Source organism: Streptomyces sp. S3(2020) (genome assembly GCF_013044505.1).
GTDB lineage: Bacteria > Actinomycetota > Actinomycetes > Streptomycetales > Streptomycetaceae > Streptomyces.
The window spans coordinates 23,955-37,037 of record NZ_JABERD010000090.1 but is presented as its reverse complement, the minus strand read 5'-3'; the positions used below and the strand labels follow the sequence as shown (position 1 = coordinate 37,037).

Annotated in this window: 9 protein-coding genes; 4 read left to right on the top strand and 5 right to left on the bottom strand. The window is 70.4% G+C overall.

Annotated features, from left to right (window positions below):
- Positions 1–2,199 (top strand): tetratricopeptide repeat protein (locus HLK59_RS26495; protein WP_171144026.1); only part of this gene is annotated, 2,199 nt, incomplete at its 5' end.
- Between the two features lie 404 nt (positions 2,200–2,603).
- Here the strand turns inward: HLK59_RS26495 and HLK59_RS26490 are convergent.
- Positions 2,604–4,016 carry a S8 family serine peptidase gene (locus HLK59_RS26490; RefSeq protein ID WP_171144025.1) on the bottom strand — a complete coding sequence of 471 codons (1,413 nt, stop codon included), beginning with the start codon at positions 4,014–4,016 and terminating at the stop codon, positions 2,604–2,606.
- A 386-nt stretch (positions 4,017–4,402) separates the two neighbouring features.
- Between HLK59_RS26490 and HLK59_RS26485 the strand changes: the two genes are divergently transcribed.
- Entirely contained in the window at positions 4,403–4,777 is a 375-nt protein-coding gene (locus HLK59_RS26485) for a hypothetical protein (RefSeq protein WP_171144024.1), read from the top strand.
- Here HLK59_RS26485 and HLK59_RS52445 read toward each other — a convergent pair.
- The gene (locus HLK59_RS52445) at positions 4,756–5,886 is read right to left on the bottom strand and encodes a hypothetical protein (RefSeq protein WP_346779820.1); all 1,131 of its coding nucleotides are present in this window, start codon (positions 5,884–5,886) and stop codon (positions 4,756–4,758) included. The genes HLK59_RS26485 and HLK59_RS52445 overlap by 22 nt on opposite strands.
- Positions 5,887–8,496 (bottom strand): hypothetical protein, encoded by a 2,610-nt coding sequence (locus tag HLK59_RS26480; RefSeq protein WP_346779819.1) that lies wholly within the window; start codon positions 8,494–8,496, stop codon positions 5,887–5,889.
- A gap of 259 nt (positions 8,497–8,755) precedes the next feature.
- Between HLK59_RS26480 and HLK59_RS26475 the strand changes: the two genes are divergently transcribed.
- Positions 8,756–9,586 carry an NPP1 family protein gene (locus HLK59_RS26475; RefSeq protein WP_171144023.1) on the top strand — a complete coding sequence of 277 codons (831 nt, stop codon included), beginning with the start codon at positions 8,756–8,758 and terminating at the stop codon, positions 9,584–9,586.
- A 285-nt stretch (positions 9,587–9,871) separates the two neighbouring features.
- Positions 9,872–10,099 carry a hypothetical protein gene (locus HLK59_RS26470; RefSeq protein WP_171144022.1) on the top strand — a complete coding sequence of 76 codons (228 nt, stop codon included), beginning with the start codon at positions 9,872–9,874 and terminating at the stop codon, positions 10,097–10,099.
- Between the two features lie 1,390 nt (positions 10,100–11,489).
- Here the strand turns inward: HLK59_RS26470 and HLK59_RS26460 are convergent.
- Together HLK59_RS26460 and HLK59_RS26455 are read right to left on the bottom strand one after the other, a co-directional pair.
- The gene (locus HLK59_RS26460) at positions 11,490–11,789 is read right to left on the bottom strand and encodes a hypothetical protein (RefSeq protein ID WP_171144020.1); all 300 of its coding nucleotides are present in this window, start codon (positions 11,787–11,789) and stop codon (positions 11,490–11,492) included.
- Positions 11,790–11,816: 27 nt separating this feature from the next.
- Positions 11,817–12,788, bottom strand: coding sequence for an NAD(P)-dependent oxidoreductase (locus tag HLK59_RS26455; protein ID WP_171144019.1), 972 nt, complete (start codon positions 12,786–12,788; stop codon positions 11,817–11,819).
- Positions 12,789–13,083: the final 295 nt, after the last annotated feature.

Sequence of the window (13,083 nt, the reverse complement as noted above, 5' to 3'; positions counted from 1 at the left end):
TCCCCCGACAGATCGACCACCTGGGCGAGTTCGGCCCGCCAGTCGCCGTCCCCGACGACCCCCCTCGTACGCCCGGCCCAACTTCCCTCCGACCTCGGCACGTTCGCGGGCCGCCGGGCCGAACTCGCCCAGGTGGTCGATCTGTCGGGGGACGCGGCGCCGGTCACCCGGATCGCCGTGATCAGCGGGATGGGCGGCATCGGCAAGACCACGATGGCCGTGCGCTGGGCCCACCGGATCGCCCACCGATTCCCGGACGGGCAGCTGTACGTGAACCTGCGCGGCTTCGACCCGGGCGGCACCGCCACGGACCCGGGCGCTGTCCTGCGCGACTTCCTGGAGGCGCTCGGTGTGCCACCGCAGCGGATACCGGCCGGCGCCGCCGCGCAGGCGGCCCTCTACCGGAGCCTGCTGGCCGGACGCCGGGTGCTGATCGTGCTGGACAACGCGCGAGACGCCGAGCAGGTCAGGCCCCTGCTGCCGGGCAGCGCCGGCTGTCTCGTCGTCGTCACCAGCCGGGACCGGCTCTCCGGGCTGGTCACCGTCGAAGCGGCCCGGCCGGTGGTGCTGGCGCAGTTGCAGCCGCCGGAGGCCCGGGAGTCGCTGGCCCGGCGGCTCGGCGCGGAGCGCGTGTCGGCGGAGCCGAAGGCCGTGGCGGAGATCATCGCCCGCTGCGCGGGGCTGCCGCTGGCGCTGGCCGTGGTCGCCACGCGGGCCGCCGCACACCCCGGCTTTCCGCTCGCCTCGATCGCGGCCGAGCTGGCCGAGGCACACGGCAGTCTCGACGCCTTCGCGGACCCGGACCCGACCAGCGACGTACGGGCGGTGTTCTCGTGGTCGTACCGCGCGCTGAGCCCGGACGCGGCCCGGTTGCTACGGCTGCTGTCCCTGCACCCCGGCCCGGACGTCGCCGCGCCCGCCGCCGGGGCGGTCGCCGGGATCGCCCCGGCGGCAGTGCGCCCGCTGCTCGTCGAACTCACCAGGGCCCATCTGCTCACCGAGCACGTGCCCGGCCGGTACAGCTGCCACGACCTGCTGCGGACGTACGCGATGGAGCTCACCGAGGTCCATGACCGCGCCGAGGAGAGGGACTCGGCCGTGCGCCGGCTCCTGGACCACTATCTGCACACCGCGCACGCCGCCGGCCGCAGGTTCTCACCCTGGTGGACGACGTGTCCGCTGGACGAGGCCGCGCCCGGCGCGGGGTCCGAGGCGTTCGAGGACGACCGGCAGGCCCTCGGCTGGTTCACGGCCGAACGCCAGGTGCTGCGCGAGGTCGTGGCGCTGGCCGTCCAGTCGGGGTGCGACGGCCACGTCTGGCGGTTCGCCTGGATGCTGGAACGCTTCCACGACCGGCAGGGCCACTGGCACGACTCCGCCGCGCTGCAACGCGCCGGTCTCGACACCGCGATCCGTGAGGGACACGCCACCGCGCGGGCCCATCTGCACCGCGGGCTCGCCCGTGCCAGTGCCCGGCTCGAACGGTACGACGACGCCCAGGCCCACATCCGGCTGTCCCTCGACCTGTTCGCCGAGCTCGGCGACGGGCTCGGCCTCGCGCACGCCCACCGCAGCCACGGCTGGCTGCTGGACCGGCTGAACCGTCACACCGAGGCGCTCGACGCGGCCGGGCGGGCGCTCGCCCTCTACCGGGCCGTCGGCGACCACGTCGCGGCGACGAGCGCGCTGCACGCCCTGGGCTGGACCCATGTCCTGCGCGGCGACCACCTTCGGGCCGCCGCCTACTTCGAGGAGGCCCTCGCCCGCCTCGCCGACTGTGGCACCGAACACGGCGTCAACCGCTACGGCGAGGCCGGCGCCTGGGACAGCCTCGGCATCACCCGTCACCATCTGGGCCAGCACGAACGGGCCGTGGCCTGCTACCAGTGCGCGCTGCGGCTCTACCGCGAGGTCGGCGACACCTTCAACGAGGCCGGCACCCTGCGCCACCTCGGCGACACCTACCTCGCGACCGGCGACACCGGGGCGGCCCGTACGGTCTGGGAGCGCGCGGTGCAGCTCTTCGCCCGCACCGATCCCACGGCGGCCGACGAGATCCGTACGCGGCTGTACGCACTCGGCGACACCAGGCCCGCTCCGCGCATCGCCGTGGTCCCCGCCACGAACGACGCACTCGATTCCCACAACTCCTTGCCGGGCTCGACTTGTTCACCCGGCGGAGAGAAGCCGGTGACCTGACGGGACGGAGCACCAAGCTGCGCGAAATGGGCCTCGATAGGGAACATCATGACCGCCGCCGACGGCACGTGTTTCCGACCCTGACGACTTCCAGCAGTTCCCGAATCGAACCCGGCAGGCGGGCATGGCCGCTCCTCACCTGGGGGCCAGGGCCAGGAAGTTGGTCTCCGGACCGCGAGGGGATCGGCCCTCTTCGTGCGGGCGGTCAGCACGTCGCGCAGGATGCCGTCAGGCCAACTGCCCGGCGGCCATGCGCAGCAGCTGATGACGCTGGTCTGGTCCGGAGGTCGAGATGACGTCTGCAAGTTGTCCTGCGGTGATGCCCGTGCACCTTCGACGTTGGCGTCCCGTACCGCCGGACAAGGATGACCGGGGTGGGCGCCCGCTGGAACGACAGGGGACGCTCAGTAGCGATCTGCGGCGATGAGGTCTCCGTAGTAGCGGTCGGGCAGGGGATGCCGGGGGTCGCCGAAGTAGCCGTAGCCGCGGTGGTGCCGGTTGTAGGCGCGGGCGTCGCGGACGAGGGTCTTCAGGTTGTGGGAAGGGCTGGAGTCCTGGCATCGGTGGGTGTGGATACACAGGGCGAGCACGCCGGAGACGGCGGGTGCGGAGAAGCTGGTGCCGTCACCGACGGCGTGGTGGGCGGGAAGGGGGTAGTTGCTCTCCACACATACGCCGGGGGCGGCGACCGTGTGGCGGCGGTCGGTGGCCGAGCGGGCGAAGTTGCTGAACTCCAGGCTTGCTTGGTCGTCCACGTGCCCGTACAAGCCGTAGTCCGACCCGTAGCACACGGGTGCGACCCTGGCCCCGGGCCTGCCGTCGAAGTCGGCCATCGCGGTCACGGCGACGACTTCGTCGTAGGCGGCGGGTGCGCTGAGCGCCAGATCGTTGGAGTCATTGCCCGCTGAGGCCACGCTGGTGACGCCGGCGGCCTTCAGGTTGCACACGGCCAGGTGAATGGCGTCCTGGTTCGCCGTTCCGCACTGTCGGTCATCCAGATCCGCGGGCGGGCTGGTCTGGAAGCTCCCGAAACTCATGTTGGCCACGGCGATGTCGTTGCCGGGGTCGGTGTCGCCGCGGGTGGCAAGCACCCAGTCGAACCCGCACATCAAGGCCGCGTCCGAGATGAAGCCCTCGTCGTCGGTCGACACTCTGACCGCCCACAGCGGGGTTCCGGGCGCCACGCCGACCAAGCCCTGGCTGTCGTCGCGGGCGCCGATGATGCCGGCGGCCATGGTGCCGTGGCCGCCGGCGGCCACCAGGCTGTCGCCCGGAACGACGGGGCTCCCGGTGAGGCAGTCCACTCCGCCGCGGACGTTGAGGTCGGGCACGTCGCCGGCGATTCCGTCATCGAGGACGGCCACGTTGACGTCGACGGATCCGGTGCCGTCGCCGGAGCGGGTGGAGGAGCGGTCAGCACGGATCCGGTCCGCGAAAACCGGCTGGCACTGTCGGCCGGTGGGCGAGATCCGACAGTCCGGGTTGGGCGCCGGCAGGCGGGGCGGGGAGGTCTTGTAGGTGCGCTGCGGGGAGACGAAACGCACCTGAGGGTCCGTGGCCAGGGCGGCGGCCTGGCCTGGTGTCAGGGTCGCCGCATAGCCGTTGACGGCGTGCGTGTACACAGCGGTGGGGTTCCCGCCGGTCCTCTTCAGCTGTTGGCCGGCCGCGGCGGACGGGTTCTTCACCGAGTCCTTGAGCACCACGATGTAGCCGCGGGCCTTCCCGACGGCCGTGGCATCGGCCGCCGATGTGACCGGCAGGCTCAGCAGTGCCAGCGCGGCAGTCGCAGCCGCGGCAAGGGTACGGCGACGTTTCACGGACAGCCCTTTCTGCGGGAGGCCTCAGGCAGGCGGAGACCCGAAGGGGGCCATGCTGACCCGCCATCAGTGTCGAGGGCCGCAAACTCACCCGGACGTGGGCGAAGTCGAGAAGCCAAGCAGCCCTCAAGGCAGCCGTCGGCTCTGATGGAACTGCGTACCGGGTGCCCGGGCCACGCGCCTGGAGCAGGTCGGGTGGCGGCCGCTCACAGGGGTGATCGTCTGGGGGTGCCTGTGTACCCAGCGGGCGTTGGCGTGTGGTGTTGGGCGAGGCGACCGCATCATTTCGACGTGAAGGGACCATTCGCCATGGACCGAAGCCAGGACCGTGCGCCAAAGGGCGGGATGACGACGGGCTCCGCGGGCAGTGACCGACTGGAGAGAAGATGTCTGGCAGACGGTCCGGCCAGCACGTGGTGCGGCTGCTGTTGTCCATGGCGATGGCGGCATCGACGGTCGTGGCAATCCCGGTCGGCCAGGCAGCAGCCGTGCCATCAGGGGTCTACGCCTACGCCCTCCCCCGCTACAACAGCGACGACGGGTCGGTGATCGACACGGCCACCGACACCGTGACCGCCACCATCCCGGTCGGCGCCACTGTGCCCCGATGTTTCCGCCCTCCTCCACACGCCCGGCGACGCCTGACCATCGACGCCGTGCACGGCGTCGGCCTCGGGCCGTGGGCGTCCAGGCTGGTCGCGTGGCACAGACCATCAGCTGCGGTCCAGGCCGACGGGCCTCAGGTGCACACCCTGCGGTAGCCGACCTCCGGCAGATATGCCCGCCACTGAGCCTCCGTCAGGTCCTTTCCTTGAGCCCGGACGCAGACCCGGGACACCGACCGGCCCGTGTCCACCGCGTACTGGTGCAGCGGTACGTGCAGCCCGCCGGCGTAGAGAGTCCGGTTGTCCGTGCTGAAGGCGAGGGTGTCGATGCTCTCGCCGGGTGTCGCAAGCGGTCCGCCGAGGGGCTGTTGGGTCGCTGTGTCCCAGAGTTGGAGCGTACCGGCGTCGCCGCCGACCGCGAGGGTGTGGCCGTCGGGGCTGAAGGCCAGGGACCGGACCGCTTCGGGGGATGCGCCGAGGGGAGCCGGGAAGAGGTTGCGCAGGACACCTGCCCGGTGGCTCACATCCCCGTCCCACAGGGCCACCCGGCCCGTCGGGTCGCCCGCCGCCAGTATGTGGCCGTCGGGGCTGAAGGCGACCGCGCTGACCATGTCTCCCTGGACGAGGTCCTGCGCCTTCGTTTCGCTGCCGTACGCACGGGCCACCCGGTTGTCACCGACCACCAGCTCTCCTCCTGGCCTGACCGCCATGTGAACGCTGGCCAGTCGGGTGTCGGTGGTGGTGTGCAGACGACGGCCGGTCGTCAGGTCCCAGGACTCGTTGCTCAGTTCACCGCTCGCCGGTGTACGGGTGGTGTAGAGGTCACGACCGTCCGAGGAGAGTGCCAGGGCGATCACCGCCGCACCGGATTGCGACCGCGACAGATCCAGGGCCGTGCGCTCGTGGCCTCCGCGTGCCAAGTCCCAGATCGTGACGCGCAGTGGAGACACCGAGTGTCCCGGTGTCGACACGCCGTACGCGAGCGTCTTCCCGTCGGGGCTGAAGGCCAGCAGCGGTTTCGTCTGCTGCGGTACGACCGGACGGTCAGGGTCCCGGGAGACCGGTAGCGGCAAAGCCGGCGGGCTCCGCAGCAGGCGGCCGTCCCGCGTGTCGCGCAGTTCGAGACGATACGAAGACCCCGTGCGCGAGGCGGTGGCCAGGACCCGGCCGTCGGGGCTCAGCCACACGCCCGCCAGTGGCGACGCCCGCCAGGCCGATGTCGTGGCGGCCGACAGGTCGAGCGTGTGGACCGTGCCCCCCTCCATTTAGCGCAGGAAGCGACGGGAGGGGTCCCAGGCGAGACAGTCGTGGAGGCGCTGGTTGTTCAACGAGTGACGGAACACCGGGGTGCCCGGATCGGACAGCCGCCAGATCTGGATCTCGGCGGCGTCGGCCGTCGCCAGAAACCCGCCGTCCGCACTGATCGAGACGTATCCCGCGACCGTGGTGCGCACTTCGGCCACGTGGCGTCGCGACCGTGTGTCCCAGACGTCGACGCCGTGTCCGGAGACGGTCGCGAACCGGGTGGCCGTGCCGAAGCCCAGCGCCGAGCGGTCGCCGCAGATCCGACCGGCCCTGTCCCACGCACCGGGCAGCCTTCGGTGGCGAACGATGTCCCACACCTGCGGGGCGTCACCCGGCGGGCACAGCGCCACCAGGTGGTCGTCCGGGCTCGCTGCCACCCTGACCCGGTCGGTCCGGTGGGTCTCGTAGAGGAGTCGGTTGTCCGAGACCGAGCGGATCCGGACGTGGGGGTCGCCGGTACCGCCCTCCAGGTAGCTCCGGCCGCTCGCGCCGATGCCGACATCCGGCATGGAGGGGTCCGGGCGGGCCTCGGCCCACCGACCGGTGGCCATGTCCCACAGCCGTATGCCTCCCGCGGCCTGCGAGATCGCGAGCAGCCGGCCGTCCCGTCCGACCGCCTGCACTCGGCCCGGTGGGAGCGGGCCCCGGCCGGTACGACGGTGCGTGGCAACGTCCCAGCGCTGCCAGACATCGTTGTCAACGGTCAGCAGGGCACGGCCGGAATCGACGAGGAAACGCTGGGAGGCGTACCCAGGGGAGGGGTCGGTGAAGGTGTCGGATTCCGTCTGGGCGACAGATCCGAGCAGGGAGCGCCGGGTCTCGGGCAGCGGGGCGATCTTCCAGGCGGCGGCGCCGAGCAGGAGGGCGGCTCGCGGGTCGGTGGTGCGCAGTCCGTCGGCGACGGCCGCGATCCGGCGGGCGGCGTTCTCGGTGCGCTGCCGTGTGTTGTCCCCGTGCTGCCGTACCGCGACCAGAGCGACCATCAGTGCCACTGCGAGGACCCCTGACAGCGCGCTCACCAGCATTCGGCCCCGCTGTCTGGAGCGGATGCGAGCCGTGTCCTCCGCCTGGCGAGCGTCGACGGCGGCGATGAGGAAGGCCCGCTCCGCCGCGGTCAGGGCGGGCTCGGTCCGAAAGTCGGGAAAGTGCTCCTCCATCCGCTCCAGGGCGCCGCCCCGGTACAGGTCGCCAGGGTCGCGGTCGTGCTCCAGCCAGGTGTGGGCCGCCTCGGTCAGTCGACGGTGGTGACGCAGGCGCTCCCGGTCCTCCTCTATCCACCCGTGCAGCCGCGGCCAGCCGGTGATGAGTGCCTCATGGGCGAGGTGTACGCCGTCCTCGTCCATGGCCAGCAGTCGGGCGCGGGCCAGACGCTCGACCACCGCCGGTGCCTCTGGGTCAGCGAACTCGTTCAGGTCGGCCCTGCTCAGGGGCCGTCGGGTGTCGTGGGTGCCCTGCCCCGGCTCCACCATGCGCATCAGCAGGCGACGGGCGGTGCGCGCCTGCGCCGGGGACAGCCGCAGGTACGCCACCTCCGCGCTCGCCCCGATCGCGCCGCGCACTCCGCCGGCCGCCTGGTACGCGTCCAGTGTCAGAGTGCGGGCCCTGCGTCGGCGCCAGGTCTCCAGCAGGACGTGGGAGAGCATCGGCAGTCCGCCCGGCTCGTTGAGGACGTCGTCGACGAGCTGCGCGGTCAGTTCCCGCTCGACCAGGTGTCCGACCGACTGCGCGGGCTTGACGATGGCGTCCCTCAGTTCGTCCGCCGTCATCGGGCCGAGCAGCAGCCCGGCTTCGTCCAGGGCGTCCGCGAGCCCTCTGTGCTCGGCGCAGCGGGCGTAGAAGTCGGCCCGTACGGCGATCAGGACCCGAAGCCGACTGTCCGGATCGCAGGCGGACAGCAGCAGGTCGATGAAGTGGGAGCGCTCCCGCGACTCCCGGCAGAGGGTGAATATCTCCTCGAACTGGTCGACGACCACCCAGCTCTCCGGCTCACCGGGCGCGGGCGTCAGCAGGTGCTCGTACGCGGTAACGGGCCGCGCTCCGGGGGTGAGCACCCGCAGCACCGACGGGCAGTCACGCCGTTCCATCTCCTCCCGCAGACGGGGGATGAGCCCGGCTCGCAGCAGCGAGGACTTGCCGCTGCCGGACGGCCCGAACAGCACGACGAGCCGCTGGTCGCACACCAGCCGCCGCAACCGGTCGATCATCCGGTCCCGGCCGAAGAACAACGCTTGGTCGCCCGGCTCGAAGCGGGCCAGTCCCCGGTACGGCGACGCGACGCCCTCCGGATCCTCTCTGCCCACCCGGTCGACCTCCGCCTCGGCGTCCTTCCACCGCGGCTCCCACTCCCCCGGGTCGCCCTCACAGGCCCGGACGTACCCCTGGACCACGGCAAGTGACGGCAGCCGCTCCCCGCCGGCGGCATGCGCCAGCGTCGTCACCGAGAACCCGGCAATCACCGACATGGAGCGGTACGACGGACAACCCGCGGCCCGGCGCAGTTCCCGTAGCTCGTGGGCGAAGCGCTGGACGGGGCCGGCCTCGGGGTCCAGCGGTCGCTCGGGACGTCCCACGGTGCACCTGCTTCCACGGCTAATGAAAACGACACTCAAGAGCGCTCAACATACGTTTCACCCGGTCTGGGATGAAGCATCCGCAGACGTGAGATGGACGACACGCCCACGGCGCCCCGGACCCAGCACGTCGTGCAGAAAGTTTGTTTGTCCTGATGAAAGGACGTGCCGGACAACCCTTCGACCACCAGTGTCGGTCTCAGCCCGCCGCAGTCCGGCGTGGCGCCACCTCCCACCGCACGAACCGGAGAGCATCCACATGTCCCAGACACTCAAGACCGCGAGGCAGTCCCGGCTCCGCAGGGCCGCCGTGATCACGGGCAGCGTCGCGGCCCTGACCGCCGGCCTGTCGGGCAGCGCGTTCGCCGCGGCCCCCGACCCGCTGCCGTTCCAGGCCTCCGCGTTCCAGGAGAAGTACCAGCCGTTGTTCGACTACGACCACGACGGCTGCTACCCCTCCTCCGCCGTCGACAAGAACGGGCATCTCAACGGCGGCCTGCGGACCGTCGGGGACCCCGGGGGCGACTGCCGGTACATCGGCCGGGCCAACACCTACGTCCGGTCCGCCTGCGACGCGAACTGGTGCGCGTACGCCTACGCCCTCTACTTCGAGAAGGACCAAGGCCCGATCGGTGGCCACAAGCACGACTGGGAGGCCGTCGTGGCCTGGCAGAAGCGTGGGCAGGAGGCGCCGTCGTACATCTCCGTCTCGGCGCACGGCGGATACAGCAGCAAGTCGTTGAACTCGATCGAGCACTCGGGCAACCGCGCCCACATCGTCTACCACCTCGACGGGTTCGAGACGCACGCCCTCCGCTTCGCCAAGAGCGGTGAACAGCCGGAGGCCGTCAAGGGCGTCTGGGACCGGCCGGCCCTCGTCGCCATCGACAAGCTCAAGCAGAGCAATCGCACGGCGTTCGACGCGCTGTGGAACAGCAACTGGATCGAGGAGGGCCTGAACTTCGGCGCCAACTTCCCCATCCAGGACAGGGACAACCACTTCAAGACCACCCTGGACCGGGCGCGGGCGAGCGTGAACAAGGACCTCGGCAACCCCATCCCCAGCTTCAACCCGAACGTCGCCTTCTGACGCCGTTCCCCCAACCGCGGCCGTCGACGCACACTCCCCCGGCGTCGGCGGCCGCGCTGCATGCGCTGCGTCCGTAGGCTCCACCGGGAACCGCACCCACCGCCGACCCGTACGGTCTGCACCGGACCTCGGGATCCGGTCCGTGCCGCCGGGCTGACCGAAGCCGCCTGCACATCTTGTGCCCTTACGGCTGTGCTCGCCGCACAGTGTGGTCGGCGGTTGCTCTCTACTGTGCGCGGAACCACTGCGGGGCCGGCTCCCACATGGGCCGATGCTTACACTCGGATGCCCATCGGCAGGGCACACGTCCTCGCCGCCTCCGTCCTGTTCATCGCGTTCGTGATCGAGTCGTGGGAGCAGCTGGCCCTGGTCTACGTGGCCGACAGCCTCGGCAGCGCCTTCCACATCGGCCAGGGCCGGGTCGGCTGGGCTCTGTCGGCCGTCGCGCCGGGCATGATCCCGGGATTCGCTGGTGTGGGGCCCGATCTCGGACCGGATCGGCCGACGGAGTGAGCTGCCCCGAGTTTCGCAGCGATTGCACGACGACGTGTTCGACCTGGTCAGCATCCCGCCAGGGGCCTTGGTGCAGGAGTCTGCGACGGAGCCCACCGACGCGGCCGCGGCGACGTCCATCAGCCGTTCGCTGTAGCGGATGGACACGTATTGACTGCCGCGATCACCGATCATCCGCGAGCACGCGTCGAGGACGAACGCGACGTAGCCCCAGCCGGATCAGCTCACCGCATGCCGCCGGGCCCCGGGCCGGGACGGATCGCACCAGCCTTGCCAGACAACCGGCTCGTGGCGGGCACGCGCAGGGTCAACGACGGCGCACTTCCCACCTCTGCACAGAAAGCTGGGGCGCAGCACACGGATGCCCGTGTCGATGCCGATCGGGACGTGCCGACCGGTTGGCGATCCGGAGCACCCGCTTCAACCGCCGGCGTTGGCCACTGCCCCAGCTGCGTTCCTGCGCTGAGAGATCGTGACTCGGGATTCAGGTACTGACATCCGTAGAACTACCGGTTCCCGGGGGACCCACTGCGCCCGCAGTGTTGGCCGTCCTGAGTGATCCCGTTCGGCAACCCCTGACCACGCGCAACAAGGCATCGAGCCATCAGAAAACCAGTCGTCCTGATACTCCTCGCGGCCCTCTTCGCCCTCGCGTTCCTCCAGTTCCCCCTGGGAACCACGAAGGCCGAGGCCGCAGGGCAGAGCTGCAACGGAGGCTCCTCGTCAGGACAACAGCCATTTCCCTTCTCGAACCTGCGCAACGTGAACCTTCTGCCGAGCATGACGTTTCGGGGTGACTCGCGCAGCCCGTACGAGATCTTCAGCAACGGATTCATGTCACGGGGCGGCAACAACAACATCCAGCACGTCCAAGGGGACCGGGCCGGAAACAGCAACTACATCTCGACGAGCGGCACACTCAACATCACCGAGCCATTCGCCCTGAGCCAGGGAATGCGCAACCTCGAAAGCGCCGGCCGCCAGGAACGCGCTCTACCTGCCCACCCAGGTCCGCGGAAACGCCAACGTCTACAACCAGTACGCGGTGCAGGACGAGTGGGCCTACATCCATCGGATTCCGCGTGAGGCGATCATGGGAGTCCGCGTCTACCGGATGACCGCGCAAGTGACCGGAACCCTGATCAACACGCGCACCATCACCTTCGCGTACAACCGGTTCATGATCAACCCGAGCTACAACCCCTCGACGGGGGTCTGCAACCCCTTACAACGACAAGATCACCCACTTCGGTCTCTACACCGACTGGTGCTGAGCCTTCCGCCCAGCGGGTTCTGGAACAGGCGGGTACGGTCTGCTGCCGTACCCGCCTGTCGGGTTGGGTCGCCGGGGACAGCCGACACACACCGCGCTCCGCCGCCCCTTCGGCGATCAGTCCGTCAGTAGCCGCGCCGCCCAGCCGTCGGTACCGTCCGTCGCGTAGGCCATGGCCTCTTCGTACGGCATGGCGCGCCCCTCCGCGTAGGCCCGCTGGTACACCTCTGCACCCGCCCTGTCGCGAATCACGCGCTCACGCTGGGAGGCGAGGAGGTCGGGAGCGCCGATCTGCCGACGGCCGGTGAGTTCCCATCGAATCCTGCCCTCGTCGCTGCACCGCATCCTTCCCGTGCCCACGAGGATCCCGAACTGCCGGCCCTGGTTCGCCGCGGTATCACACCCGAGCGGCGTCACATGAAGCTCCGCGCATGGCGATTCCCGTCAGATGATCAGTGGGTTGGCCACTCGCAGGTCACCGTGGTCGATCAGCCACCTCACGGATTCCAGGACAGCCGCTTCCGGTTCGTACCGGGGCGCGAAGCCGAGGCGCAGTCTGGCCTTCTCGATGGTGAGGCAGTGGCTGCGCCAGAGATGCTCCCAGCTGTTGTCGGCGTGTTCCCCGCTTGTCCCCTGGCGGAACTCTTCCCACGTGACGGGCTCCAGCGTGGCGGTCTGCCCGAACCAGCCGGCCGCGATGTCGGCGAACCCGCGGACGTTCAGGGCGGTGGGGGCTACGACGTTGAAGTCCTCGCCCGCGGCCGCCTCGCGGTGCTCGATGGCCCGCTCGAAGGCCTGGGCGACGTCATCCGCGTGCACATGGTGCATCATCTCGACGCCGATGCCGGGGATCCGCAGCGGCAGCCCGGCCGAGAGGGCGTACCAGACGGCGGGGTCGAGGTTGCCCACCGGATTGATCGGCTGCCAGCCGGGGCCGACGATGTGCCCGGGGTGCAGTGACGTCGTCACCAGGCCACCGGACGCGGTCTCCTCCTTCAGCATCCGCGCGATCCGGTCCTTGTGGACGCCGTACTCCCCCACCGGCGGGGTGCCCGTGGTCTCGGAGATCGGCAGCTTGTCGCTGGGGCCGTAGCGCCACAGGGTGCCGCAGTGCAGCAGGTGCCCGACCTCGCCCCGCAGCCGCTCGACCAGGGCGGTGGCCGAATCCAGGGTGAAGCAGACCAGGTCGACGACGATCGCCGGGTTCAGTGCGGCCACCCGGTCGCCGAAGGTGCCAGCGCTGTCCTCCTGCTCCCGGTCGGCGACGACCTGTCGTACCTGCTGCCATTCGGGAGCCTCGGCGTAGGCGGTACGGGTGCCGCGGCTGATGTTGATCACCTCGTGGCCGGCCCGCACCAGGCGGGGGACGAGGAAGGTTCCGATGTGTCCGCTGCCGCCGATGATGACGATGCGCATGGCTGTCCATTCCGTGCGAGACGTGGTTTCTGCTCGGTGTTCCGGACGTCCGGTCAGCTGGACCGTATCCCTTTCCACGGGGCCCCGAAGCGGACGCGGCCGGGCTCAGGACGCGGTGCTGCGGTGACTGTCCGGCAGTGGACATCGTCACAGGCCGGCCAGTGCCAGTGGTTGACCGGCTTGTCCTGGTCCAGCGGGTAGTAGATGGCACTCGACACGGCCGAACTCCGGCCGACAGCCCCTACCTGGAGAGCAGAGCGGTGGACAGAGGCCCACCAACCGGACTCGACGGGCT

Excerpts from the sequence above, each read along its gene's own strand:
- HLK59_RS26485 (WP_171144024.1), top strand. The coding sequence starts at position 4,403 with ATGTCTGGCAGACGGTCCGGCCAGCACGTGGTGCGGCTGCTGTTGTCC.
- HLK59_RS52445 (WP_346779820.1), bottom strand. The coding sequence starts at position 5,886 with ATGGAGGGGGGCACGGTCCACACGCTCGACCTGTCGGCCGCCACGACA.
- HLK59_RS26475 (WP_171144023.1), top strand. The coding sequence starts at position 8,756 with ATGTCCCAGACACTCAAGACCGCGAGGCAGTCCCGGCTCCGCAGGGCC.
- HLK59_RS26470 (WP_171144022.1), top strand. The coding sequence starts at position 9,872 with ATGCCCATCGGCAGGGCACACGTCCTCGCCGCCTCCGTCCTGTTCATC.
- HLK59_RS26455 (WP_171144019.1), bottom strand. The coding sequence starts at position 12,788 with ATGCGCATCGTCATCATCGGCGGCAGCGGACACATCGGAACCTTCCTC.